The organism is Streptomyces sp. NPDC056734 (assembly GCF_042790455.1).
In the GTDB taxonomy this organism is placed as follows: domain Bacteria; phylum Actinomycetota; class Actinomycetes; order Streptomycetales; family Streptomycetaceae; genus Streptomyces.
This window is the reverse complement of sequence record NZ_JBHTZD010000026.1, coordinates 51,368-75,285: the sequence shown is the minus strand read 5'-3', so window position 1 is coordinate 75,285 and position 23,918 is coordinate 51,368. Positions and strand designations below refer to the sequence as shown.

Genomic DNA, 23,918 nt, shown 5'->3' with positions numbered 1-23,918 from the left:
AGGGCGTCCAGGTGGGTGGGGAACCTCTACAGAGAAGGGCGACCACCCCGACCTAAGGGCGGACGGGGGAACCTGCGAGGAAGCCCGCGCCGCCCCGACTCACGGGCGGACGGCTGAACCTGTGAAGAAACCCGCACCACCCCCACCTAAGGGGCGCGGGGAACTGCGCGACCAGCCCACCACCACCCGCAGACCGCCCCCGACCACCACCCCCACGGCGCCCCCGCCCCGGCACTGCCATCCCCAGCCGGGAGGCGTCACCGTCGGACGGACCTACGCAACCGATGCCGCACAGCCCGCTGAGCAACCGGCCCAAGATCCTCCAACGCGGCAACAAGGACCCCCAGTTGCTCAAGAGCCGCCAGCGCGGCCCCCGCTCCCCCCGCGTCAACCCCCTCGTACAGCTCGATCCCCACGAACACCGCCGCCACCGCCCGCGCCAACCCCCCCACATCGGCGAACTCCCCGAACGGCGTGCCCACCAGCACCCGCCCCAGCACCGCCTCGATCTCCACGATCCACAACTCAAGCCCCGCACTGGTCGCAGGCCCGAGACTCGCATGCGTCTGAGCCCCGGCGAGCAGCTGACCGAGCAACGCCACCTCCCCCCCGGCCCGCTCACGCTCATGGATCTCCCGCCCGAGCGCGAGCAGCTCACTCAGCGAGGTGACGGCCGCGAACCGTTCGCGATAGCGGGCGACCGAGCGCTCGGCACCGTACCGGCAGGCCGCCGCCAGCAGTTCGTCCACGGAGCCGAAGTGATAGAAGACCAGCGCCTGATTGACCCCGGCCGCCGCCCCGACCGTACGGGCCGAGATCTTCGCGATGCCCTGCTCGGTGAGCACCCGCAGGGCGCCGTCCAGCAGTCTGGCCTTGGTCTCCAGGGACTTCGTGGTCTCGGGGCTCACGCGCGGACCTCCTCGCGCACCGGCCGCAGCCCGGCCCGTACGCCGTGGCGGCGGACGTCGGAGTAGGTCGCGGTGAAGCTGCCCTCGTACCCGAAGAGCGGCCCGAACCGCTCGTTGACCACCCGCACCCGGATCAAGAAGCGCCCCGAGGGCTCGTCGTACGCCTCCCTGACCTCCGCGCTCGCTCCGATCAGCGCGGGCACCCGGACGTCCACCGGCCCCTCCCGGAACCGGTGCTCGCCGGACCGGATCAGCAGCGAGCCATCGGGCTCGGCGTGAAAGCGCAGGTCGGTGGCGAGGTGCTGGTGGGTGCCGAGGTAGTCGAGGACGCGGTCGCCTTGGGGGCCGAGGACCATCTGGGCGTCGAACCGGCGGGGGCGGCCGGGCAGATCGAAGGTGCGCACGAAGGTCACCGTCTCACGGCCGAAGGTGTCGGCGTAGGGCACGTTCTCGATGGTGAAGGGGACCCGGTGGCCCTCGCGCGGGACCAGGATGTTGCGGGTGGCGCCGAGCGCCAGGAACGGCTTGACGAAGGCCCCGCCGTGCCAGATCCGGTCCATCACGCCCCGCCCGACACAGGCTTCGCCACTGTCCAGCCCGACGGAGAAACGCCGCCGCAGCTGCGGGTGGAGCCGCTCGAAGGCGGGGCCCATGGCGGTACGGAAGATCGAGGCGGGCGCGGCCGACGCCCTCGCGGTCATCGCGGGTTCTCCAGCGTGCACAGCAGCCGAGGCGCCCGTGCCCGGGTGGGCGGGGTGCGCAGGCAGCGGCGGGCGGCGGGCGTACCGGCCCGGGGCGGCAGGAACAGCGCCAGGCAGACGCCCACCAGGAACAGCACCGGCAGCGGATACGCCATCGGCGCGGCGAACGGACCGAAGGACCCCAGCAACGGCTCCAGGCCGAGCCCGGTCACGGCCACCATGATCACCAGGGCCCGTACGGTGATCTCCGCGAGCCAGTTGGCCAGGGCGCGCTCGGGGGTGATCCCGCGCTCCAGCCAGAGCCGCAGCCGGTCGAAGGACCAGGCGGTGGCCCAGCCCATCAGCGGGCGGAACAGCCGGCGGTCGGCGAGGGCGCCGAAGCGGCCCCAGCGGGGGCGGTAGTCGTAGCCGGTGAGGAAGCGCACGCCGTCGCCGTCGGGGACGTAACGCCAGTAGCCGCTGCCCTCGGCGAGCGGGGAGAGCGGGTGCAGGCAGGCGAAGCGCAGGGCGGAGGTGCGGGTGCCGTCGGGGCGCTCCTTCTCCCCGGCCGACACCCCGGTCCCGGCGATGGTGAGGAAGGGCGGCACTCGGGTGGCGTAGCGGAAGCGCTGCGGCTCGCCCTCGCCGCGCGGGAGGAAGTCGATCTCCGTGAAGCGCAGGTCCCAGCGCTGATGCCGGGACGGCTCCTGGGTCGCCGACCAGAGCGTGTCGAGGTCGGTGCGGATGCGGGTCTCTATGTGGAGCGCTGCGGCTCCTCCGGCTCCCATGACTCGTCCCCCTCGTCCAGCTGCGGGTTTGAGCGAGTGCTCAAACTCTGTGAGGGTGAGGGTAGTCGTTTTTGAGCGAGTGCTCAATCATGCTGAACCATGGGAGCGACGATGCTCGATCGTCGGGATCGCCAGGCGCGAGAAAACCCCGGCCCTTGACGGGGCCGGGGTTTCACGTGTTGCGGAAGAGGGGCCGGCCTCAGTCGTCCGCTTCGTCCGACAGGTGCCGCTCCACGGTCTCCACCTTGGCGGTGAGGCCGTCGGTGACGCCGGGCCGGATGTCCGCCTTGAGGACCAGGGAGACGCGGGGCGCGCGCTCCTCCACGGCGGCCACGGCACGCTTGACGACGTCCATGACCTCGTCCCACTCGCCCTCGATGGACGTGAACATGGCGTCGGTGCGGTTCGGCAGCCCCGACGCGCGGACCACCCGCACGGCGTCGGCGACGTACTCCCCCACGTCCTCGCCGACACCCAGCGGTGTCACGGAGAAGGCGACGATCACGCGTTCACGACCCCTTCATTGCGGACACGCGAGGCGATGACCGCGTCCTCGGCCTCCCGCTTCAGCATGCGATCGGCGAAGAAACCGCCGGTGGGCAGGATCGACAGCACGAAGTAGAGGGCGGCCTTGCCCAGCGGCCACTTGGTCCGGTTCCAGGCGTCGGCCCAGAAGATCACGTACAGGATGAACAGCACGCCGTGGACCATGCCCATCACGGGCACCGCGTCGAAGTCGGTCGTCCGCTTCAGCACGGAGCACACGAGCAGCAAGAGGAACGAGATGGCCTCGGGGGCCGAGACCAGGCGGAGGCGGCGCAGCGCGCCGGCGGTCTTGATGTCCACGGGTCACCTTCGCTGTGTCGGGGGTACGTCAGGGGGTACGTCGGGGGTGGCTCGGGGCCTCCGGTGCCCGGCCCGCTGCGGACCGGCGGCTTTGTGAACGGAAGCACAAACGATCCCCCATTGTGGCAGGCGGGTGCGGGCCGGTCGGACGGGGGTGGCATCACCCGTGCGTCAGCAGGTACGGCGTTCGTGGCCGGGGGTGCCGGGCGGGGTGACGTCCAGGTCCCGCAGGACCACCGAGAGGCGCTCGCCCCAGCCGCGGCAGGCGGTGGTGAGTCCGGCCCGCTCGTACTCGATGACGAAGACCCGGTCGTCGTACGCGCGCGCGTAGGCGGCGCACTCGTCGTACTGGCCGCATTCCTCGGCGACCGCGAAATCGAAGCCCAGGGCGCGTCCCCGCGCGGCGAGTTCCACCGCGTTCTTCTGGCCCATCGCCAGGCCGTCGGCGTGCGCGCGGGCGATCAGCAGTTCGGCGAAGGCGAGGTCGTCGTCGGCGGTGAGCAGCCCCTGGGAGCGTTCGTGGGAGTCGAGGTTGTCGGCCTCGATGGCCTGGTAGCCGGAGTCGGCGCACCCGTCGAACCACTCCCCCACGATCCCGGCGAGCCGCTCGCGCTTGGCGGGGGTGGATATGTCGAGGAGGACCTCGTCCCAGTTCTCGTCGATGACGAGGGCGCCCTCGGTGGTGCGCAGGAGCAGATCGGGGTGGTGCTCCTGCCACCAGCCGGTGGCGTCGGCCTGCGCCTGGAAGGCGTTGACGTAACAGATGTTGTAGAGGCCGGGGGCGGGCTCGACGCCACGGTCACGGGAGACCGCCCCGACGCCCTCGGGGGGCGGGTAGGGGCCGCCTATCTGGTAGTCGAAGCCGATGCCGGGGGTGGGGAGGGTGACGCCGCCGGACGGGGCGGGGGTGGGGGTGGGGGGCGCGGTTGTGGCGTCGGGGGTGGGGGCAGGGGTGGTGTCGGTCGTGGCGTCGGCGGTCGCGTCAGGGGTGGCGTCGGCCGTGGCGTCAGGGGTGGTACCGGCGGTGACCGTAGGGGTGGTGTCGGCTCTGGCGTCGGGGGTGGAGCTGTCCGCCGGGTCCGGGGCGGCGGAGCCGGAACCGGAACCGGAGCAGGCGCTCAGGGCGAGGACGCCGCACAGGGTGAGTGCCGTCAGCACGCGCGGGAGGGCGGGACGGAGGCGGTGAGGCATCGGGCGGGGCTCCTGTCGGGGGGCGGGGATGGGCGGGCACTGCTGCCGTACGCGCGCACGCCCATGATGCTGCCCCAGCGCCCCAGCGCCCCGACGCACCGCGCCCTGGGCCGCCCTCGTCGGTGCGCGGCCGGGCGGCGGGACGGGCGACGCGGTCTCCGTGGGTGATCTCGGCGGGCGGACGGCAAGCGGTCCGTTGTGATCCGGCTCACGGACGCACGCGCGCGCCTGCGGGAGAAGGCGTTCGGCGTGCCCGTGGACATGGGCGACGCGATGGCCCTGACGCCGGAACCGGGCGCGACGGCCGAACAGTTGCGCGGCTGCGGACGGCGAACGTGAGCCGGGGCCAGGACCCGGGGCCAGGACTCCGGGGTCGGTCGAGCGGATTCCCTAGGGGGTGGTTCAGGGTGGGTCTCCACCCCTGGGCCCTGTTCGCCGGACCGTCGCTGGGTCTACCGTCCCTTGCGTGGCGATGTTTCGACTTCAAGGCAGCAAGGTGCTGGCCGTCGAGATGACCGGGGACGCCGTGAAGGCGAAGAACGGCTCGATGGTGGCCTACGACGGCCAGATGGCCTTCAAGAAGCTCAGCGGCGGCGGTGAGGGCATACGCGGGATGGTCACCCGACGGCTCACCGGCGAGCAGATGACCATGATGGAGGTGCGCGGCCAGGGCAGCTGCTGGTTCGCGGACCGGGCCTCCGAGATCAATCTCGTCAGTCTCCAGGGCGACACCCTGTACGTGGAGTCGAGCAACCTGCTGGCGACCGACGCCGGCCTGCGCACGGGCACGTCGTTCACGGGCCTGCGCGGCGCGACCCAGGGCAACGGCCTGTTCACGACGACCGTCGAGGGACACGGCCAGGCGGCGATCACCTCGGACGGCCCGGCCGTGCTGTTGCGGGTGAGTCGGCAGTACCCGCTGACCGTCGACCCGGGCGCGTATGTGGCGCACCAGGGGAATCTCCGGCAGTCCTTCCAGTCCGGGGTGACCTTCCGCACCCTGCTCGGCGAGGGCGGCGGCGAAGCCTTCCAGATCCGCTTCGAGGGCGACGGCCTGGTCTACGTCCAGCCCAGCGAGCGGAACACGATCGCGGGGGATGTGTGAGATGACCTTCCGTGAGATCAACTCCAAGATGATCGAGGCGACCGTGACCCCGGGCGGGCGGCTGTTCAGCCAGCGCGGCGCGATGCTCGCCTACCGGGGCGAGGTGAGCTTCACGCCCAGCATGGCGGGCGGCCAGGGCGGCGTCAGGTCGATGATCGGGCGCCGGGTGGCCGGCGAGGACACCCCGCTGATGACCGTCGAGGGCAACGGCACGGTGCTGTTCGGGCACGGCGGGCACCACATCCAGGTGATCGGCCTCGCGGGCGACACCCTGTACGTGGAGGCGGACCGGCTGCTCGCCTTCGAGGGCACCCTCCAGCAGGGCACGATGTTCCTCGGCGCGCAGGGCGGCGTCATGGGCATGGTCCGTGGCCAGGTCTCCGGCCAGGGCCTGTTCACCACCACCCTGAAGGGCCACGGCGCGGTCGCCGTCATGGCCCACGGCGGGGTCTTCGAGATCCCCATCACCCCGCAGCGCCCGGTCCATGTCGACCCGCAGGCGTACGTCGCCCACCACGGCGACGTACGCAACAAGCTCTCGACCGCCCTCGGCTGGCGGGACATGGTGGGCCGTGGCTCCGGCGAGGCGTTCCAGCTGGAGCTGAGCGGCAACGGCGCGGTGTATGTGCAGGCATCGGAGGACAAGCTGTGACCGCCTACCCGGGTGCGGGTCCCGTCGTGCACGACCCCATGACCCTGCCGGTCGACGACAACGTCAACGCGTACACCTTCTGCGTGGAGCTGAAGGGCTCCCAGTGGTTTCTCCAGAAGGGGAAGATGATCGCGTACTACGGCGCGATCGAGTTCAACGGGATCGGGCACGGCCGGTTGGATCGGCTGGTGCGGACCTCGTTCCATTCGCCACTGCACGCCTCGGACTGGGTGGTGGCGGAGGGCAGCGGCAAGATGCTCCTCGCCGACCGGGCCTTCGATGTGAATTCGTTCGACCTCGAAGACGGCAATCTGACCATTCGCTCCGGCAATCTGCTCGCTTTTCAGCCAACTCTCGCTCTGAAGCAGTCGATCGTGCCGGGCTTTCTGACCCTGATCGGATCGGGAAAGTTCGTGGCCGCTTCGAACGGCCCGGTGGTGTTCATGGAACCCCCGATCCGGGTGGACCCGCAGGCCCTCGTCGGCTGGGCCGACTGCCCCTCGCCGTGCCATCACTACGACCACGGCTACATGACAGGTCTGATGGGCGGTCTACGTGCGATGACGGGCCTGGGCGGAGCCTCCGGGGAGGAGCACCAGTTCGAGTTCGTGGGGGCCGGCACGGTCCTGCTCCAGTCGTCCGAGGCCCTGATGGCCGAGCAGACCACGGGGGCGGTCCCGCACCAGGCGGGGGTGCCCGGCGGCGGGGCGCCCGGCGGCCACGGCGGGCCCGGAGCGCAAGGCGGGGCACCGCGCCTTCCCGGACAGCTCGGAGACCTCCAGCGTCGCTTCGGGCTGTGAGCGGTAGTCTGCGGAGTGTGACATCGAACGCGTGCGCACCGTCACACCACCCCCACTAGTTCGCCTTTCAACTTTTTAGGTAGACTTCATTCATGGAGACCGAGACGGCCACGCGCTGGCTGACCGACACGGAGCAGTGTGCCTGGCGCACCCATCTGGAGGTCAACAAGCTGTTGACGTACCAGCTGGAAAGGGACCTGCACCCGTTCGGCCTGACGATGAACGACTACGAGATCCTGGTGAATCTCTCCGAGTCCGAGGATCTGCGGATGCGGATGAGCGATCTCGCCTCCGCCACCCTCCAGTCCAAGAGCCGCCTCTCGCACCAGATCACCCGCATGGAGAACCAGCAGCTGGTGCGCCGGGAGAACTGCGAGTCCGACCGCCGGGGGCTGTACGCGGTCCTCACCGACCGCGGCATGGAGATCATGCGCAAGGTCGCCCCGCATCATGTGGCCTCCGTCCGCAGACACTTCATCGACCTGCTGCCCCCCGAGTCCCTGACCGAACTGGAAAAGTCCCTCAAACCGATCGCGGACCATCTACGGGGCCAGCGCGGACGCCCCTGACCACCCCTCGCCCCTGACCACCCCCCGGGCGTGGCAGCCAACCGGCTTTCCCAGTGGCAGCCCACTGGGCGTCCCTAGGCGAGCGGCAGGCGGAGTGTGAAGAGGGCTCCGCCCGCCGGGGCCGTCGCCACGGTGAGCGTGCCGCCGTGGCGTACGGCGACATCGCGGGCGATGGCCAGGCCCAGCCCGGCGCCGCCGTCGTCGCGGCTGCGGGCGTCGTCGAGCCGGACGAACCGCTCGAAGATCCGCTCCCGGTCCGCCTCCGGCACCCCGTCCCCGTCATCGGCGACCTCCACCACGGCCCGGTCGCCGACCCCGCGGACGGTGACCGTGACCTCGCTGCGGGCGTGCCGCCGCCCGTTGTCCAGCAGATTGCCGAGCACCCGCTCCAGCTGGCTCCGCGACCCGGCGACCTCGACCGGCTCGACCGGCTCGACCGGCTCCTGTGCCATCACCCGCACCCCGGGGCGATCCGCCGCGGCCTCCTGGGCCAGCGCCGCCAGATCCACCCGCGCGTCCAGCGGACGCTCCCCCGCGTCGAGCCGGGCGAGCAGCAGCAGATCGGCGGCCAGATGCTGCAGCCGTACGGTGTCCGCGACCGCGCCCGGTACGTCCAGCAGCTCGGGATGGGCGGCGCCCACCTCCAGCTGGGTACGGAGGGAGGCGATCGGGCTGCGCAGTTCGTGCGAGGCGTCGGCGACGAAGCGGCGCTGCCGGTCCACGGAGGTCTCCAGCGCGGCCAGCGTCTCGTTGGTGGTGCGGGCGAGACGGGCGATCTCGTCGTGGGTGTCGGGCTCCGGCACCCGCCGGGTCAGATCCTCCGAAGCGGTGATCTCGGCCATCTCCCGCCGAATGCCCTCAACGGGCCGAAGCGCCCGCCGCGTCACCAGCCAGGTGACACCCCCGACGATCCCCAGCAACAGCGGGAACCCGACCAGCATGACCTTCAGCGCGGTGTCGACGGCGCTCTGCTCGGTCGCCAGCGGCGCTCCGGCGAACACGGTGAAGGTGCCCTGGCCGGGCACATCGACCTCGACACGCGCGAAGCGGTAGTCCCCGGACCGGCCGTCGATGGTGGCGGAGCCGTTGGACAACGGCGCAGCGTCCCCGATCTCGCCGGGCCCGAGCGTGCTGCCACTCCCGCTGTCGTCATCGCCGACGTCCTCGGCCTCGGTGTCGTCGTCATCGTCGTCGCCGTCTCCGGCCGTGGGCGTGGGGGACGGTTCGGGGCCGGGCCGCACCTGGCCGGTGGCGGTGCCGCTGATCCGCTCCAGGCCGTCGGTCGCCGCGACCAGCGTGCCGTCGGCCGACAGCACCTGCACCGGCTCGTCCTGGTCGTCCAGTTGCAGATCGCGGTACGGCACTCCGCCGGCGAGGTCGGCGGCGACCGTACGGGCGTTGCGCTCGGCGTCCGCACCGGCCTGACCGGTCAGATTCGCGTACAGCGAGAACAGCACGGCGGCCCCGGCGGCGACCAGCGCGACCGCGACGACCAGGGTGGCGCCGAGCGTCGCCCGCGCCCGTACGGAGGCGAACGGACGGCTCACCTCGGCGCCTCCAGCCGGTACCCGGCGCCCCGCACGGTCCGGATCAGCCCGGCGCCGAGCTTGCGGCGCAGGGCGCTGATGTACACCTCGACGATGTTCGGGTCCCCGTCGTAGGCGAAGTCCCACACGTGTTCGAGGATCTCGGCCTTGGAGACGACGTGCCCCCGGCGCAGCACCAGCTGCTCCAGCACGGCGAACTCCTTCGCGGTCAGCGCGATCTCGTCCCCCTCGGTGCCGCGCAGCACCCGCCGGGCGCCGGTGTCGATCGTCAGCTCCCCGATGGTGTGCACCGGGGAGGCACCCTTGGCCTGCGCCCGGCGGCGCAGCAGCGCGCGGACCCGGGCGACCAGGACGACGTAGGAGAACGGCTTGGTGAGGTAGTCGTCGGCGCCGGTGTCCAGCCCTTCGGCCTCGTCGTACTCGCCGTCCTTGGCGGTCAGCATCAGGATCGGCACGTCGTGGCCGGCGGCCCGCAGGGTGGCGCAGACCCGGTAGCCGTTCATGCCGGGCAGCATGATGTCCAGCACGATCAGGTCGTACGGGGTCTGGGTCGCCCGGTGCAGGCCCTCCAGGCCGTCGTGGACGACGTCCACGGCGTAGCCCTCCGCCGTCAGGCCCTTGGCCAGGGACAGCGCGAGTCGTTTCTCGTCCTCGACGATCAGCAGCCGCATGCGCACCAGGTTCGCAGACCGAAGCTGAAGTGATCTTCAGGTGCCTTCAGCGTGGCTTCAGGTGGCTCCCGGCACCTTGGTGGACGTCGGAACGAACCGACGCCCAGCTCAGCTACGGGGAGGAACCTCAATGAAGCGCAACATCGTCATCGCCGCGCTGACCGCGACGGCCGTGATCGGCGGCGGGGCCACGCTGGCCTTCGCGGGCAGCGGCGACGGCAGCTCACCGGCACCGTCGACGACGACCTCGCCCGCGTCGTCGGTCACCCTGCCGGCGGAGGACGACGACGACCGCGACGACGACGGTACGGAGGCGAAGGTCACGGCGGCGCAGGCGATCGAGGCGGCGCTGAAGGAACGGCCGGGCACGGCGGTGTCGGCCGACCTCGACCACGAGGACGACGACGACGGCCCCGCCGGCCTGCACTGGGAGGTGGACGTCCTGGGCAAGGGCGACACCTCGTACACGGTGTACGTCGACCCGTCCTCGGGACAGATCCTGGACAGCCGGAGCGGCGTGGACGACGACGATGACGCCGAGGAGCGAAAGGCCGCGCAGGACGCCGGTGTGACCGCCGCCGAGGCCGCGACCGCCGCCGCCGCGAAGGGCTTCGTGACATCCATCGACCTGGACGACGACGACCGCACGGTCGCATGGGACGTAGAGGTATCAGACCCCAAGGGCACGGAATCCGACTGGACCGTGAACCCGAAGTCGGGAACGGTGACGGCGGACCGGGCGGACGAGGACGCCTCGGACCGGGCTGACGACGATGGCTCGGACCAGGCTGACGACGACTCGGCGGACGACTCCTCCGACGACGCCTCGGACGACCACGGGGACGACGACTGACGGAAATGCGCGGCGGGGCGACGGGGGCGGCGATCCAAGAGATTTCGCCCCCGCCGCCCATACCCATTCCCTCCCCCAGGGGGCTCCGCCCCCTCCCCCCTCATCGGCCAAAGGGCCTCGTCCTCAAACGCCGGACAGGCTGAAAGCGCCACCCCGCAAGAGAGAACCACCGAAGACGGGTCTGGTCAGAAAACAGACCCACCACGCGAAGGGGATCACGGACCCGCACGGGCGAGCGGCTGAGAAAAGCGGGCTACGCAGGCACCACAAAAACACAGGCCGACACCAAGTCAACACCAACCCGACCCCCAACCCGCACGGGCAGGCGCGCGGGAAAGAACGCGGGACGCCGGGCACAGCAGGAGCACGCGGCTGCCCCCGAGGCGACGGTGAGGTGGTCACCAACCCGCACGGGCAGACGGGCGGGAAAACGCAGAACGCGGGGCGCGGCAAAACACGGGCCGACACCGAGGCAACGCCAACCCGACCCCCAACCCGCACGGGCGGGCGGGTGGGAAAGAACGCGAAATGCCGGGCACGGCAAAACGCGGGGCTGGCGCCGAAGCGACCGCGAGGTGGTCACCGACCCGCACGGGCGGGTGGGTGGGTGGGAAAGAGCGCGAGACGCCGGGCACGGCAAACGTGGGGCCGGCGCCGAGGCGACCGTGAGGTGGTCATCGAGTCGCACGGGCGGGTGGGTGGGAAAAGGCGCCCAACGCCCCGCACCACCCCATCGACCTACGGCCTCCCCCCAGCAACCCCCCGCACCAACTCATCCGCCGCCCCATAAGGATCCACCTCCCCCGCCACAACCCTCTCCGCGAGCGCGACCAACCGCCGATCCCCCCGCAGATCAGCAATCCGCTCCCGAAGCGCCGCGACGGCAATCGCCTCCACCTCATGAGCCGCGCGGACCCGCCGCCGCTCGGTCAGCACCCCCCGCTCCTCCATCCACGCCCGGTGCTTCTCCAGCGCCTCGACGACCTCGTCCACGCCCTGCGACCGCGAGGCGACCGTCTTGATGATCGGGGGCCGCCAGTCACCGGGCCCCCGGGCCTCGCCCAGGCCCAGCATGTGGTTCAGCTCGCGCGCGGTCACGTCGGCCCCGTCCCGGTCGGCCTTGTTGACGACGTACACGTCCCCGATCTCCAGGATCCCGGCCTTCGCGGCCTGCACACCGTCCCCCATGCCCGGGGCCAGCATGACCACCGAGGTGTCGGCCTGGGACGCGATCTCGACCTCGGACTGGCCGACCCCGACCGTCTCGACCAGGATCACCTCGCAGCCCGCCGCGTCCAGCACCCGGATGGCCTGCGGGGCGGACCGGGCGAGCCCGCCGAGATGGCCCCGGGTGGCCATGGAGCGGATGTAGACGCCGGGGTCGGAGGCATGGTCGGCCATCCGGATCCGGTCGCCGAGCAGCGCGCCGCCGGAGAACGGCGACGACGGGTCCACGGCCAGCACCCCCACCCGCTTCCCCCGCCCCCGGTACGCGCTCACCAGCGCCGACGTCGAGGTCGACTTCCCGACCCCCGGCGACCCGGTGATGCCGACGACGTACGCCCCGCCGGTGAGCGGAGCGAGCGCCGCCATGACCTCGCGGAGCTGCGGGGACGCCCCCTCCACCAGGGAGATCAGCCGGGCGACGGCACGCGGCCGGCCTTCCCGCGCCTGGGCCACCAGCGTGGGGACGTCCTGCATCTCAGCTCCGTTCGGAGGAACCCGGTGACGACGTGGCGATGACGCAGCGGCATCCGGACCGACCGGTCAGCCCTTGGCCACCCGCACGATCAGAGCGTCCCCCTGCCCCCCGCCACCGCACAGCGCCGCCGCGCCGATACCGCCGCCCCGGCGCTTCAGCTCCAGCGCCAGATGGAGCACCAGCCGGGCGCCGGACATGCCGATCGGGTGCCCCAGGGCGATGGCGCCGCCGTTGACATTCACCTTTTCCGGGGACACCCCGAGGTCCTTCGTTGACTGGAGGGCGACGGCGGCGAACGCCTCGTTGATCTCGATGAGGTCCAGGTCCCCGGCGTCGATGCCCTCCTTCTTCAGGGCGTGCGCGAGGGCGTTGGACGGCTGGGACTGGAGGGAGTTGTCCGGGCCCGCCACATTGCCGTGGGCGCCGATCTCGGCGATCCAGTCCAGGCCCAGCTCCAGCGCCTTCGCCTTGCTCATGACGACGACGGCCGCGGCACCGTCGGAGATCTGCGAGGCGGTGCCCGCGGTGATCGTGCCGTCCTTGCTGAACGCCGGGCGCAGCTTGGCCAGCGTCTCGACCGTGGTATCGGCGCGGATGCCCTCGTCCTTGCTGAACAGCACCGGGTCGCCCTTGCGCTGCGGGATCTCCACCGGCGTGATCTCGGCCTCGAACAGGCCGTTCTTCTGGGCGGCGGCGGCGCGCTGGTGGCTGCGGGCGGCGATCTCGTCCTGCTCGGCGCGGCCGAGGCCCAGGCGCGTGTTGTGCTTCTCCGTGGACTCGCCCATGGGGATGTTCTCCCACGGGTCGGTCAGCCCGTCGTACGCCATGGCGTCGAGCATCTCGATCGCGCCGTACTTGTAGCCCTCGCGGGACTTGGGCAGCAGGTGCGGGGCGTTGGTCATGGACTCCTGGCCGCCCGCGACGACGATGTCGAACTCGCCGGCCCGGATCAGCTGGTCGGCCAGCGCGATGGCGTCGAGGCCGGACAGACAGACCTTGTTGATGGTGAGCGCCGGGACGCTCATCGGGATGCCCGCCTTGACGGCCGCTTGGCGGGCCGGGATCTGGCCGGCGCCGGCCGTGAGCACCTGGCCCATGATCACGTACTGCACCTGGTCGCCACCGATCCCCGCACGGTCCAGGGCGGCCTTGATCGCGAAGCCGCCGAGGTCGGCTCCGGAGAAGGACTTCAGCGAACCCAGCAGCCGTCCCATGGGCGTGCGCGCGCCCGCGACGATCACCGAGCCGGTCGTACCGGAATTTCCAGAAGACATGAGCTGCGATCCCCTTACCGGCCTGCACCAGGCCGAGGACTGTGAACGAGGGTTTACTTCGAGCGTACTGAGCGGTACGCGGGAACGTCATCGGGCCGTCGGTGTGATCGCGCGCACGTTGCGTAACCGGCGCGGTGGCGCTCCACTGAAACCATGCTGACGCGCATCGACCACATCGGGATCGCTTGTCATGACCTCGACGCGACTGTCGAGTTCTACAAGAACACCTACGGCTTCGAGGTCTTCCACACCGAGATCAACGAGGAGCAGGGCGTCCGCGAGGCCATGCTGAAGATCAACGAGACCTCGGACGGCGGCGCCTCCTACCTCCAGCTGCTGGAGCCGACCCGCGCGGACTCGGCCGTGGGCAAGTGGCTCGCGAAGAACGGGGAGGGCGTGCATCACATCGCGTTCGGCACGGCGGACGTCGACGCCGACGCCGACGCGATCCGGCAGCAGGGGGTCCGGGTGCTGTACGACGAGCCCCGGCGCGGCTCCATGGGGTCCCGGATCACGTTTCTGCATCCCAAGGATTGTCATGGCGTACTGACAGAACTGGTCACTTCGGCGCCTGTTGAGTCCCCTGAGCACTGACCCACGTACATAGGGGCCGGTAGGGTTGGGTGCGGTCGCCGCTTCGGCATGGGCGATCGGGGTCCTGCCGTCCGCCTGTGGCGTTGGGATCCGTGCCGGGGTCCGGGTTTCGGGGGTCGAGCGCCGGGGCAGCAGCCCAGGCTCCGCCGTTGATCTGACACCATTCCCCGGGGGCCTCGTCCGCAGGACGGACGGAGCCCGTACGGAGAGACTTGCGACCAGGGGACGGATGGGACCGCGCAGTGCGGGGCTACGAGAGCCAGGAGCGAGAGCCGGCGGCTGACGTCGACCACCTCTCTCGGTTCGAGGCCGAGATGAAGCGGCTGAAGACCGAGCGGGAAAAGGCGATCCAGCACGCCGAGGACCTCGGCTACCAGGTCGAGGTGCTGCGCGCCAAGCTGCACGAGGCGCGGCGCACCATCATGTCCCGGCCGGCCTACGACGGGGCCGATCTCGGCTACCAGGCCGATCAGTTGCTGCGCAACGCGCAGCTTCAGGCCGATCAGCTGCGCGCGGACGCCGAGCGCGAGCTGAGCCAGGCGCGGGCGCAGACCCAGCGGATCCTCCAGGAGCACGCCGAGCACTCGGCCCGGCTCCAGGCGGAGCTGCACCAGGAGGCGGTGGCCCGGCGCCAGCAGCTCGACCAGGAGCTGTCCGAGCGCCGGCAGAACGTCGAGTCGCACGTCAACGAGAACGTGGCGTGGGCCGAGCAGCTGCGGGCCCGCAGCGAGTCGCAGGCCCGCCGGCTCCTGGACGAGTCCCGCGCCGAGGCCGAGAAGGCCATGGCCGGCGCCCGCGCCGAGGCCGAGCGGCTGACCGGCGAGGCCCGGCAGCGGCTGCGCGAGGACGCCGAGGCGGCCCGTACGGAGGCCGAGCAGCTGATGCGCCGGGCCCGCACGGACGCCGAGCGGATGCTGAACGCGGCATCGGCCCAGGCCCAGGATGCCACCGACCGCGCCGAGCAGCTGCGCTCGTCCACGGCGACCGAGTCCGACTCCGCCCGGCGCCAGGCGCAGGAGCTGGGCCGGGCCGCCGAGCAGCGGATGACCGAGGCCGGGGAGGCGCTGCGCAAGGCGCAGTCCGAGGCGGAGAAGGTGCTCGGCGAGGCCAAGGAGGCCGCCGCGAAGGCCCTCTCCGGCGCCGAGGCGGCCAATGAGCAGCGGGCGCGTACGGCCAAGGAGCAGGTGGCCCGGCTGGTCAGCGAGGCCACCAAGGAGGCCGAGGCGACGAAGGCGGAGGCCGAGCAGTCCGTCGCCGACGCCCGCGCGGAGGCCGAGAAGCTGGTCGCGGAGGCCGCCGAGAAGGCTCGTACGATCACCGCCGAGGAGAGCGCGACCCAGCTGTCCAAGGCGGCCAGGACCGCCGAGGACGTGCTCGACAAGGCGTCCGAGGAAGCCAAGCGGACCACCAAGGCCGCCGCCGAGGAGGCCGAGCGGATCCGCCGGGAGGCGGAGGCCGAGTCGGACCGGCTGCGGGCCGAGGCGCACGACCTGGCCGAGCAGCTCAAGGGCGCGGCGAAGGACGACACCAAGGAGTACCGCGCCAAGACCGTCGAACTCCAGGAGGAGGCGCGGCGGCTGCGCGGCGAGGCCGAGCAGCTGCGCGCGGACGCGGTCGCCGAGGGCGAGCGGATCCGGGCGGAGGCGCGGCGCGAGGCGGTCCAGCAGATCGAGGAGGCGGCCCGGTCCGCCGAGGAGCTGCTGGCCAAGGCCAAGGCGGACGCGGACGAGCTGCGCCGCAGCGCGACGGCGGACAGCGAGAAGGTCCGCACCGAGGCCATCGAGCGGGCGACCACGCTGCGCCGGCAGGCCGAGGAGACGCTGGAGCGCACTCGCCAGGAGGCCGAGCGGCATCGCACCGAGGTCGTCGAGCAGGCCGACGGCATCAAGGCGGACGCCGAGCGCGACGCGCGCGAGCTGCACGAGGAGACCGAGCGCGCGATAGAGGCCCGCCGCGCGGAGGCCGCCGAGGAGCTGTCCCGGCTGCACGCGGAGGCCGAGCAGCGGCTCGCCGCCGCCGAGCAGGCCCTGGCCGAGGCCCGCGAGGAGGCGTCGCGGATCCGCCGGGAGGCCGCCGAGGAGAGCGAGCGGCTGCGCGCCGAGGCCGCCGAGCGCACCCGTGCCCTCCAGCAGCAGGCCGAGGCCGAGGCAGGCCGGCTGCGCGACGAGGCCGCGGCGGACGCGTCCGCCTCCCGGGCCGAGGGCGAGTCCGTCGCCGTACGGCTGCGGTCGGAGGCGGCGGCCGAGGCGGAGCGGCTGAGGGCGGAGGCGCAGGACACCGCGGACCGGGTGCGCGGTGAGGCGCAGGCCGCCGCCGAGCGCCTCGGCGCGGAGGCGTCGGAGACGCTGGCCGCCGCGCAGGAGGAGGCCACCCGGCGCCGCCGCGAGGCCGACGAGCATCTCGGCACCGCACGCCAGGAGGCGGACCAGGAGCGCGAGCGGGCCCGCGAGCAGAGCGAGGAACTGCTGGCCGCGGCGCGCAGGCGCGTCGAGGAGGCGCAGGCCGAGGCGGTGCGGCTGGTCGAGGAGGCGGACCGGCGGGCCACCGAGCTGGTGTCGGCCGCCGACCTCCACGCCCAGCAGGTACGGGACTCGGTCGCCGGGCTGCACGAGCAGGCGCAGGAGGAGATCGCGGGGCTGCGTTCGGCCGCCGAGCACTCCGCGGAGCGCACCCGCAGGGAGGCCGGCGAGGAGTCCGACCGGGTCCGCGCCGACGCCTACGCCGAGCGGGACCGGGCCTCGCAGGACGCGAACCGGGTGGTGCGCCAGGCGAACGAGGAGTCGGAGGCCGCCAAGGCGCTCGCGGAGCGCACGGTGGGCGACGCCATCGCCGAGTCGGAGCGGCTGCGCGGGGAGGCCGCCGAGCACGCCCAGCGGGCGCGTACACAGGCGTCGGACACCATCGCGCAGTCCGAGCAGGACGCCTCGCGCACCCGGGCGGAGGCCCGGGAGGACGCCAACCGGATCCGTTCGGACGCGGCGGCGCAGTCGGACACCCTGATCACCGAGAGCCGCAAGGAGGCCGAGCGGCTCACCAACGAGACGGTCGCGGAGAGCGACCGGGTGCGCGGCGAGACCCGCCAGGCCGCGGACAAACTCCTCGCCGACGCCTCCGCCGAGGCCGAGCGGCTCACCACGGAGACCGCCGCGGAGAGCGACCGGGTGCGCGGCGAGTCCCGCCGGGCCGCCGACAAACTCCTCGCGGACGCCTCCGGTGAGGCCGAGCGGCTGCGGGCCGAGGCCGCCGAGACGGTGGGCAGCGCGCAGCAGCACGCCGAGCGGGTCCGCGCCGAGTCGGAGCGGCTCGAGCAGCGGACCGCCGCCGAGGCGGAGCGGCTGACGTCGGCCGCGCGCGAGGAGGCCGACCGGACGCTCGACGGGGCCCGCAAGGACGCCAACAAGCGGCGTTCGGAGGCGGCCGAGCAGGTGGACACGCTCATCACGGAGACCGCGGCCGAGGCGGACAAGCTGCTGATGGAGGCTCAGCAGCAGGCGCAGAAGACCACCGCCGACGCCGAGGCGCAGGCCGACTCCATGGTCGGCGCGGCCCGCAGCGAGGCGGAGCGGCTGGTCTCCGAGGCGACCATCGAGGGCAATCAGACGGTGGAGAAGGCCCGTACGGACGCGGACGAACTGCTCGTCGGCACCCGACGGGACGCGACCGCCATCAGGGAGCGGGCGGAGGAGCTGCGCGACCGGATCACCTCGGAGATCGAGGAGTTGCACGAGCGGGCCCGGCGTGAGGCGTCCGAGACCATGAAGTCGACCGGCGACCGCTGCGACGCGCTCATCAAGGCGTCCGAGGAGCAGTTGACGAAGGCTCAGGCCAAGGCCAAGGAGCTGGTCACGGAGGCCAACTCCGAGGCGGGCAAGGTCCGGATCGCCGCCGTGAAGAAGGCGGAGGGCCTGCTGAAGGAGGCCGAGCTGAAGAAGGCCTCGCTGATCAAGGAGGCCGAGGAGCTGAAGGTGGAGGCGATCCGCGAGGCCCGGCGCACGGTCGAGGAGGGCCGGCGCGAGCTGGAGGTGCTGGTGCGCCGCCGCGAGGACATCAACGCCGAGATCTCCCGGGTGCAGGATGTGCTGGAGGCGCTGGAGTCGTTCGAGACACCGGTGACCGGCAAGGATTCCGTCAAGGCCGGTGCCACGGTCGGCGCCCCACGATCGGGTGGCAAGTCGGCGGACGGGTAGCGGACGCCGGGCGGCGCTGCCCGGGTCCGGTCACCGGGCTCGGGCGGTGGGTGATCGACGCAGGTGAACGGGGGCGGTTGCCCGGGCCTCGGCGGGGCATGGGAGAGTGTCCGTGCCTTCGACAGGCGCCGCTCGGGCCCGCGCGCACGGCGTGGTCCGCCGGTCCGGCGCTTGCGCGGGGCACCGACTTCCGTGTCTGCTGGGGCCTTTGACTATGTCTCTGGCAGGGACTCTGGCAAGTTGTCTGACGGTTGGCCACCCAAAAGGGGTGTCATTCTCCAGATCAAACACGCATCCGCTCGATGACACACCGCTTCGGCCCCTAGGATTCCCCCTATCACCTCACCGGTCTCTTTCGACAGGAACCCCATGAGCGACACTTCCCCCTACGGCTTCGAGCTTGTGCGGCGTGGGTACGACCGCGCTCAGGTGGACGAACGTATCTCCAAGCTCGTCTCCGACCGAGACAGCGCTCTCGCCCGCATCACCGCTCTGGAGAAGCGCATCGAGGAACTCCACCTCGAGACGCAGAACGCCCAGGCCCAGGTGAGCGACGCGGAGCCGTCGTACGCCGGGCTCGGCGCCCGCGTCGAGAAGATCCTCCGCCTTGCCGAGGAGGAGGCGAAGGATCTGCGTGAGGAGGCCCGGCGCGCGGCGGAGCAGCACCGCGAACTCGCCGAGTCGGCCGCCCAGCAGGTGCGCAACGACGCGGAGTCCTTCGCCGCGGAGCGCAAGGCCAAGTCCGAGGACGAGGGCGTCCGGATCGTCGAGAAGGCCAAGAGCGACGCCTCGCAGCTGCGCTCGGAGGCCCAGAAGGACGCGCAGTCCAAGCGGGAGGAGGCGGACGCCCTCTTCGAGGAGACCCGCGCCAAGGCCGCGCAGGCCGCCGCCGACTTCGAGACCAACCTGGCCAAGCGGCGCGAGCAGTCCGAGCGGGACCTGGCCTCGCGTCAGCAGAAGGCGGAGAAGCGTCTCGCGGAGATCGAGCACCGGGCGGAGCAGCTGCGCCTGGAGGCGGAGAAGCTGCGCACCGACGCCGAGCGCCGCGCCCGCCAGACGGTGGAGACCGCGCAGCGCCAGGCCGAGGACATCGTGGCCGACGCCAACGCCAAGGCCGACCGGATCCGTTCGGAATCCGAGCGCGAGCTGGCCGCCCTCACCAACCGCCGCGACTCCATCAACGCGCAGCTCACGAACGTCCGCGAGATGCTCGCGACGCTCACCGGCGCCGCGGTGGCCGCGGCCAGCGCCCCGGCCGACGAAGAGCCGATCTCCCGTGGCGTCCCGGCCCAGCAGTCCCGTTAAGTCCGGGTAACTCCCGGTTGGTACTGGTGGGTACCGGTACGTCTTGGTAACGATCCGCGTACAACAGCTGAACACCCGCGCATCACGGCAAAGCCCTCTGTCCTACCAGTGGCAGAGGGCTTTGCCACGGTCTAGCGTTGGCCCATGATCGAGCTTGAGGGGCTGACGAAACGGTACGGCGACAAGATCGCGGTCAATGACCTCACCTTCCAGGTGCGGCCGGGCATCGTCACGGGGTTCCTCGGTCCGAACGGTGCCGGCAAGTCGACGACGATGCGGATGATGCTCGGCCTGGACCGTCCCACCGCGGGCGATGTACGGATCGACGGACAGCACTACGACCGGTTGAGGGATCCACTGAAGGCGATCGGCGCGCTGCTGGACGCCAAGGCGATGCACGGCGGGCGCAGCGCCTTCAACCATCTGCTGTGCCTGGCGCAGAGCAATGGCATCCCGCGCAGCCGGGTCACCGAGGTACTGGACACGGTGGGCCTGACGGCGGTGGCGAAGAAGAAGGCCAAGGGGTTCTCGCTGGGCATGGGCCAGCGCCTCGGCATCGCGGGCGCGCTGCTGGGCGATCCGCGGATCCTGATGTTCGACGAGCCGGTCAACGGGCTCGACCCCGAGGGCATCCACTGGATCCGCAATCTGATGAAATCGCTGGCCGGCCAGGGGCGTACGGTCTTCGTCTCCTCGCATCTGATGAGCGAGATGGCGCTGACCGCCGACCATCTGGTGGTGATCGGCCAGGGCCGGCTGCTGGCGGACACGTCGATGGCGGACTTCATCGCGCAGAACTCGCGCAGTTACGTCCGGATCCGCACCCCGCACCGCGAGCGGCTGCTCGACGCGCTGCACGGCAGCGGGATCACGGTGGCGGAGAACGGCAACGGGACGCTGGAGGTCGAGGGCGGTCAGGCGGAGCGGATCGGTGAGCTGGCGGCGCAGCACCAGATCGTGCTGCATGAGCTGAGCCCGCAGCGGGCCTCACTTGAAGAAGCGTTCATGCAGCTGACGGCGGATTCGGTCGAATACCACGCCCATGACGGCACCCCGGCGACCGCCCCCGTCCCACAGCAGCAGCAGTGGGGCCAGGGGTGGAACGGCGGCGACGGGAAGAGGGGCGCCTGATCATGGCGGCGACACAGGTCATCCAGTCCGAGTGGACCAAGATCCGGTCGGTGGCGTCCACGGTGTGGACACTCGCCCTCGCCGTGGTGGTCACCATCGGGCTCGGCATGCTCATCTCCGCGCTCACCAAGAGCCAGTACGACAAACTCACCGAGACCGAGCGGCTCTCCTTCGATCCGACGTTCATCAGCTTCGCCGGGATGAGTCTCGGGCAGCTGGCGCTGATCGTGTTCGGGGTACTGGTGGTCTCCAACGAGTACTCGACCGGCATGATCCGCACCTCGCTGGCCGCTGTTCCGCAGCGCGGCACCCTGCTCTTCAGCAAGGTCGCGGTCGCCACCGCGCTCGCCCTGGTCGTCGGGATGGTGACCAGCTTCATCACCTTCTTCCTCGGCCAGCTCATGCTCGGCGACCTGAAGGCGTCGATCGGCGACCCGGGCGTGCTGCGCGCGGTCATCGGCGGCGGCCTCTACATGACCCTCATCGCGATGTTCTCGATGGGCGTCGCCGCGATGCTGCGCTCACCGATGCTGTCCCTGGGCATCCTGATGCCGTTCTTCTTCCTGATCTCCACCATCCTGGGTGCCGTCAGCGCCACCAAGACGGTCGGCCAGTACCTCCCCGACCAGGCCGGCAGCAAGATCATGCAGGTCGTCACCCCGATCAACGACGACACGCCCTACGGCCCCTGGGGCGGGCTCGCGATCATGGTGGCCTGGGTGGCGGCGGCGCTGCTGGGGGGTTATGTGCTGCTGAAGCGGAGGGATGCGTAGGTACCGGGACGCGCGGGAACGTCGACCGGCACAGGTCTGCCGTAACGTTTTGCTCGGTCTTGGCCGGAACCGGTGGAGCCCGGATATCCTCCTAACCCTTACGGGGGGCGTGTGCCCCGCTGTCCTGAGCCATTTTGTGGGTGCGGAGCATGATCGAAGCAGTCGGCCTGACCAAGCGCTACGGCGACAAGACCGCTGTGTACAACCTGTCCTTCCAGGTCCGTCCGGGCACGGTCACCGGCTTCCTCGGGCCCAACGGCTCGGGCAAGTCGACCACGATGCGGATGATCCTCGGCCTGGACAACCCGACGTCGGGTCATGTGACCATCGGCGGTCATCCCTACCGCAAGCTGCCCAACGCGCCCCGGCAGGTCGGTGCCCTGCTGGACGCCAAGGCGGTGCACGGCGGCCGGTCGGCCCGCAACCATCTGCTGAGCCTCGCCCAGCTCTCCGGCATCCCGGCCCGCCGGGTCGACGAGGTACTCGGCGTGGTCGGCCTCCAGGACGTCGCCACCCGGCGTTCCAAGGGCTTCTCCCTCGGCATGGGCCAGCGCCTGGGCATCGCCGGAGCACTGCTCGGCGACCCCCAGGTGCTGCTCTTCGACGAGCCGGTCAACGGCCTCGATCCCGAGGGCATCCTCTGGGTCCGCAACCTGATGAAATCGCTCGCCGCCGAGGGCCGTACGGTCTTCGTCTCCTCGCATCTGATGAGCGAGATGGCGCTGACCGCCGACCACCTCGTCGTGATCGGCCGTGGCCAGCTGCTGGCCGACATGAGCGTGCAGGACTTCATCGCCGCGAACTCCGCCGGGTTCGCCCGGGTCCGCACCCCCGACACCGATCCCCAGCTGCGCGAGAAGCTGGCGTCCGCGCTCGCCGAGGCCGGCGGCCATGTGCTGCCCGAGCCGGACGGCGCGCTGCGGGTGACCGGGCTGCAGCTGCCGCGGATCAGTGACATCGCCCATGACAGCGACGTACGGCTGTGGGAGCTGTCCCCGCACCAGGCGTCGCTGGAGGAGGCGTACATGCGGATGACGGCGGGCGCCGTCGACTACCGCTCCACCACCGACCAGAAGTCCGGCCTCCAGCAGCAGCTGCCGCCGGGTGTCCAGCCGCCGCCCCCGGTCCCGGGCCAGGGCCAGCCGGGCTGGTACGCGCCCCCGCCGCCGCACCAGGGCGGCCAGCCGTTCGCGATACGGCCGCCGGGCGCGCCCGCGCAGGGGGTCAACCCGTACCTCCAGCAGCCCCCGGCCCCGCAGCAGGCCCCGGCGCCGGTTCCGCAGCCCGCTCCCGCCGCGCCGGCCACCTCGCAGACGCCCGCGCCCGCTCCCGCCGCGCCGGCCACCTCGCAGACGCCCGCGCCCGCGCCCGCCGCGCCGGGCGCCCCGCAGACGCCTGCACCCGCGCCCGCTGCCGCTGCCCCCGCCGCCGCCCCGGCCCCCTCCGACCCCACCAAGCCCGAGGACCCCCGATGAGCACGCCCCAGCCCCCTCTGCCGCAGGCCGCGCCCGGAGTCGCGTACCCGGGCTACACCTCGCCGATCCCCGTGGTCCGTACGCACCTCGGGCACGCGGTCGCCTCGGAGTGGACGAAGATCAAGTCGGTCCGCTCCACGATCTGGACGCTCGGTGTCTTCGTGGTGCTGGTCGTCGGCATCGGCCTGCTGACCGCGCTGATCGTCAGCAGCAACACCACCGAGGCCGATCTGGGCGGCGAGAGCCCGCTCGCCCTCGGTTTCTTCGGGCTGCTGCTCGGCTGCATGTGCATCATCACCCTGGGTGTGCTGACCACCGCCTCCGAGTACGGCACGGGCATGATCCGTACCACGATGACCGCCTGCCCCACCCGCGGCCGGGTGCTGGCGGCGAAGTCGATCGTGTTCTTCGCGCTGGCCTTCGTGGTGACCCTGGTGTCGGTCGGATTCGTCGCGATCGTGCAGAGTTCCCTGCTGACGGGGGCCCGGGAGCCGACCGCCCAGGAGTGGCTCAAGGCCACCGTCGGCATCTCGCTCTACATCGCGCTGCTCGGGCTGCTCTCGCTGATCATCGGCTCGATCATCCGGCACTCGGCGGGCGCCATCACCATCATGATCGCCGCCGTGCTGGCGCCGCTGGTGATCGCGCTGTTCATGTTCTCCTCGTCACTGGAGCCCATCCGCGACGCGCTGTTCGAGTACTCGATCCCGAACCAGCTCTCCATCTTCTACGCCAACTCCCTCAGCGAGTCCGGCCCCTCCGGCTGGGACCCGCTGTGGATCATCATCGGCGTCACCGCCGCCGCCTTCGCCGGCGCGTACGCGCTGCTGGAGCGGCGGGACGTGTAGGACCGGCGGCCGGGAGGGC

The 23,918-nt window shown here is 71.6% G+C and carries 22 protein-coding genes; 12 read left to right on the top strand and 10 right to left on the bottom strand.

What is annotated here, in order from left to right; all coding sequences use genetic code 11:
- Nucleotides 1–257 precede the first annotated feature (257 nt).
- From ACFRFC_RS31910 to ACFRFC_RS31885, 6 genes are all read right to left on the bottom strand, one after another.
- Nucleotides 258–908, bottom strand: a complete 651-nt coding sequence (locus ACFRFC_RS31910; protein WP_382685612.1) for a TetR/AcrR family transcriptional regulator — start codon at nucleotides 906–908, stop codon at nucleotides 258–260.
- The gene (locus ACFRFC_RS31905) at nucleotides 905–1,609 is read right to left on the bottom strand and encodes a DUF4166 domain-containing protein (protein ID WP_382685614.1); all 705 of its coding nucleotides are present in this window, start codon (nucleotides 1,607–1,609) and stop codon (nucleotides 905–907) included. The genes ACFRFC_RS31910 and ACFRFC_RS31905 overlap by 4 nt, the downstream gene beginning before the upstream one ends.
- Nucleotides 1,606–2,376: a hypothetical protein gene (locus ACFRFC_RS31900; protein WP_382685616.1), complete on the bottom strand. Its 771-nt coding sequence runs from the start codon at nucleotides 2,374–2,376 to the stop codon at nucleotides 1,606–1,608. The genes ACFRFC_RS31905 and ACFRFC_RS31900 overlap by 4 nt, the downstream gene beginning before the upstream one ends.
- A 199-nt stretch (nucleotides 2,377–2,575) precedes the next feature.
- On the bottom strand, nucleotides 2,576–2,881 hold the full coding sequence (locus ACFRFC_RS31895; RefSeq protein ID WP_382685619.1) for an MTH1187 family thiamine-binding protein: 306 nt from the start codon (nucleotides 2,879–2,881) through the stop codon (nucleotides 2,576–2,578).
- The gene (locus ACFRFC_RS31890; protein WP_382685622.1) at nucleotides 2,878–3,222 is read right to left on the bottom strand and encodes a DUF3817 domain-containing protein; all 345 of its coding nucleotides are present in this window, start codon (nucleotides 3,220–3,222) and stop codon (nucleotides 2,878–2,880) included. Before ACFRFC_RS31890 ends, ACFRFC_RS31895 begins: the two co-directional genes overlap by 4 nt.
- A 171-nt stretch (nucleotides 3,223–3,393) precedes the next feature.
- Nucleotides 3,394–4,413, bottom strand: a complete 1,020-nt coding sequence (locus ACFRFC_RS31885) for an endo alpha-1,4 polygalactosaminidase (RefSeq protein ID WP_382685625.1) — start codon at nucleotides 4,411–4,413, stop codon at nucleotides 3,394–3,396.
- Between the two features lie 472 nt (nucleotides 4,414–4,885).
- On the opposite strand from ACFRFC_RS31885, the gene ACFRFC_RS31880 reads away from it, so the two are divergent.
- The 4 genes from ACFRFC_RS31880 to ACFRFC_RS31865 all read left to right on the top strand — a co-directional run bounded on the left by ACFRFC_RS31880 (nucleotide 4,886) and on the right by ACFRFC_RS31865 (nucleotide 7,539).
- A complete protein-coding gene (locus ACFRFC_RS31880) occupies nucleotides 4,886–5,518 on the top strand; it encodes an AIM24 family protein (protein WP_382685791.1) in 633 nt (210 codons plus the stop codon).
- 1 nt (nucleotide 5,519) lies between these two features.
- Nucleotides 5,520–6,170 (top strand): AIM24 family protein, encoded by a 651-nt coding sequence (locus ACFRFC_RS31875; protein WP_382685628.1) that lies wholly within the window; start codon nucleotides 5,520–5,522, stop codon nucleotides 6,168–6,170.
- Nucleotides 6,167–6,970 carry an AIM24 family protein gene (locus ACFRFC_RS31870; RefSeq protein ID WP_382685631.1) on the top strand — a complete coding sequence of 268 codons (804 nt, stop codon included), beginning with the start codon at nucleotides 6,167–6,169 and terminating at the stop codon, nucleotides 6,968–6,970. The genes ACFRFC_RS31875 and ACFRFC_RS31870 overlap by 4 nt, the downstream gene beginning before the upstream one ends.
- A gap of 92 nt (nucleotides 6,971–7,062) precedes the next feature.
- Complete coding sequence (locus ACFRFC_RS31865; RefSeq protein ID WP_382685634.1) at nucleotides 7,063–7,539, top strand: MarR family winged helix-turn-helix transcriptional regulator; 477 nt, start codon at nucleotides 7,063–7,065, stop codon at nucleotides 7,537–7,539.
- Nucleotides 7,540–7,613: 74 nt separating this feature from the next.
- On the opposite strand, the gene ACFRFC_RS31860 is transcribed toward ACFRFC_RS31865, so the two are convergent.
- Both ACFRFC_RS31860 and ACFRFC_RS31855 read right to left on the bottom strand, forming a co-directional pair.
- Nucleotides 7,614–9,086 (bottom strand): sensor histidine kinase, encoded by a 1,473-nt coding sequence (locus ACFRFC_RS31860; protein ID WP_382685636.1) that lies wholly within the window; start codon nucleotides 9,084–9,086, stop codon nucleotides 7,614–7,616.
- The gene (locus ACFRFC_RS31855; RefSeq protein ID WP_382685638.1) at nucleotides 9,083–9,757 is read right to left on the bottom strand and encodes a response regulator transcription factor; all 675 of its coding nucleotides are present in this window, start codon (nucleotides 9,755–9,757) and stop codon (nucleotides 9,083–9,085) included. Before ACFRFC_RS31855 ends, ACFRFC_RS31860 begins: the two co-directional genes overlap by 4 nt.
- 130 nt (nucleotides 9,758–9,887) lie before the next feature.
- Between ACFRFC_RS31855 and ACFRFC_RS31850 the strand changes: the two genes are divergently transcribed.
- Nucleotides 9,888–10,610 (top strand): PepSY domain-containing protein, encoded by a 723-nt coding sequence (locus tag ACFRFC_RS31850; RefSeq protein WP_382685641.1) that lies wholly within the window; start codon nucleotides 9,888–9,890, stop codon nucleotides 10,608–10,610.
- A 738-nt stretch (nucleotides 10,611–11,348) separates the two neighbouring features.
- Here ACFRFC_RS31850 and meaB read toward each other — a convergent pair.
- Nucleotides 11,349–12,311, bottom strand: coding sequence for a methylmalonyl Co-A mutase-associated GTPase MeaB (meaB, locus tag ACFRFC_RS31845; protein ID WP_382685643.1), 963 nt, complete (start codon nucleotides 12,309–12,311; stop codon nucleotides 11,349–11,351).
- Nucleotides 12,312–12,377: 66 nt separating this feature from the next.
- A complete protein-coding gene (locus tag ACFRFC_RS31840) occupies nucleotides 12,378–13,586 on the bottom strand; it encodes an acetyl-CoA C-acetyltransferase (protein ID WP_382685645.1) in 1,209 nt (402 codons plus the stop codon).
- Between the two features lie 153 nt (nucleotides 13,587–13,739).
- On the opposite strand from ACFRFC_RS31840, the gene mce reads away from it, so the two are divergent.
- The 7 genes from mce to ACFRFC_RS31805 all read left to right on the top strand — a co-directional run bounded on the left by mce (nucleotide 13,740) and on the right by ACFRFC_RS31805 (nucleotide 23,899).
- Nucleotides 13,740–14,180, top strand: a complete 441-nt coding sequence (gene mce, locus ACFRFC_RS31835; RefSeq protein WP_382685648.1) for a methylmalonyl-CoA epimerase — start codon at nucleotides 13,740–13,742, stop codon at nucleotides 14,178–14,180.
- Nucleotides 14,181–14,422: 242 nt separating this feature from the next.
- Nucleotides 14,423–18,367 carry a polarized growth protein Scy gene (gene scy / locus ACFRFC_RS31830; RefSeq protein ID WP_382685650.1) on the top strand — a complete coding sequence of 1,315 codons (3,945 nt, stop codon included), beginning with the start codon at nucleotides 14,423–14,425 and terminating at the stop codon, nucleotides 18,365–18,367.
- A 369-nt stretch (nucleotides 18,368–18,736) separates the two neighbouring features.
- Nucleotides 18,737–19,672 (top strand): cellulose-binding protein, encoded by a 936-nt coding sequence (locus tag ACFRFC_RS31825; protein WP_382685652.1) that lies wholly within the window; start codon nucleotides 18,737–18,739, stop codon nucleotides 19,670–19,672.
- A gap of 144 nt (nucleotides 19,673–19,816) precedes the next feature.
- Nucleotides 19,817–20,803 (top strand): ABC transporter ATP-binding protein, encoded by a 987-nt coding sequence (locus tag ACFRFC_RS31820; protein WP_382685654.1) that lies wholly within the window; start codon nucleotides 19,817–19,819, stop codon nucleotides 20,801–20,803.
- Nucleotides 20,804–20,805: 2 nt separating this feature from the next.
- Nucleotides 20,806–21,576, top strand: coding sequence for an ABC transporter permease subunit (locus ACFRFC_RS31815; RefSeq protein ID WP_382685656.1), 771 nt, complete (start codon nucleotides 20,806–20,808; stop codon nucleotides 21,574–21,576).
- A 149-nt stretch (nucleotides 21,577–21,725) separates the two neighbouring features.
- Nucleotides 21,726–23,051: an ABC transporter ATP-binding protein gene (locus tag ACFRFC_RS31810; RefSeq protein WP_382685657.1), complete on the top strand. Its 1,326-nt coding sequence runs from the start codon at nucleotides 21,726–21,728 to the stop codon at nucleotides 23,049–23,051.
- Nucleotides 23,048–23,899, top strand: coding sequence for an ABC transporter permease (locus ACFRFC_RS31805; RefSeq protein ID WP_382685660.1), 852 nt, complete (start codon nucleotides 23,048–23,050; stop codon nucleotides 23,897–23,899). The genes ACFRFC_RS31810 and ACFRFC_RS31805 overlap by 4 nt, the downstream gene beginning before the upstream one ends.
- The last annotated feature ends 19 nt before the right edge of the window (nucleotides 23,900–23,918 follow it).

Coding starts and splice junctions, on each gene's coding strand:
- ACFRFC_RS31905 (WP_382685614.1), bottom strand. CDS start 1,609: ATGACCGCGAGGGCGTCGGCCGCGCCCGCCTCGATCTTCCGTACCGCC.
- ACFRFC_RS31900 (WP_382685616.1), bottom strand. CDS start 2,376: ATGGGAGCCGGAGGAGCCGCAGCGCTCCACATAGAGACCCGCATCCGC.
- ACFRFC_RS31885 (WP_382685625.1), bottom strand. CDS start 4,413: ATGCCTCACCGCCTCCGTCCCGCCCTCCCGCGCGTGCTGACGGCACTC.
- ACFRFC_RS31880 (WP_382685791.1), top strand. CDS start 4,886: ATGTTTCGACTTCAAGGCAGCAAGGTGCTGGCCGTCGAGATGACCGGG.
- ACFRFC_RS31875 (WP_382685628.1), top strand. CDS start 5,520: ATGACCTTCCGTGAGATCAACTCCAAGATGATCGAGGCGACCGTGACC.
- ACFRFC_RS31865 (WP_382685634.1), top strand. CDS start 7,063: ATGGAGACCGAGACGGCCACGCGCTGGCTGACCGACACGGAGCAGTGT.
- ACFRFC_RS31855 (WP_382685638.1), bottom strand. CDS start 9,757: ATGCGGCTGCTGATCGTCGAGGACGAGAAACGACTCGCGCTGTCCCTG.
- ACFRFC_RS31850 (WP_382685641.1), top strand. CDS start 9,888: ATGAAGCGCAACATCGTCATCGCCGCGCTGACCGCGACGGCCGTGATC.
- meaB (WP_382685643.1), bottom strand. CDS start 12,311: ATGCAGGACGTCCCCACGCTGGTGGCCCAGGCGCGGGAAGGCCGGCCG.
- ACFRFC_RS31840 (WP_382685645.1), bottom strand. CDS start 13,586: ATGTCTTCTGGAAATTCCGGTACGACCGGCTCGGTGATCGTCGCGGGC.
- mce (WP_382685648.1), top strand. CDS start 13,740: ATGCTGACGCGCATCGACCACATCGGGATCGCTTGTCATGACCTCGAC.
- ACFRFC_RS31825 (WP_382685652.1), top strand. CDS start 18,737: ATGAGCGACACTTCCCCCTACGGCTTCGAGCTTGTGCGGCGTGGGTAC.
- ACFRFC_RS31820 (WP_382685654.1), top strand. CDS start 19,817: ATGATCGAGCTTGAGGGGCTGACGAAACGGTACGGCGACAAGATCGCG.
- ACFRFC_RS31815 (WP_382685656.1), top strand. CDS start 20,806: ATGGCGGCGACACAGGTCATCCAGTCCGAGTGGACCAAGATCCGGTCG.
- ACFRFC_RS31810 (WP_382685657.1), top strand. CDS start 21,726: ATGATCGAAGCAGTCGGCCTGACCAAGCGCTACGGCGACAAGACCGCT.
- ACFRFC_RS31805 (WP_382685660.1), top strand. CDS start 23,048: ATGAGCACGCCCCAGCCCCCTCTGCCGCAGGCCGCGCCCGGAGTCGCG.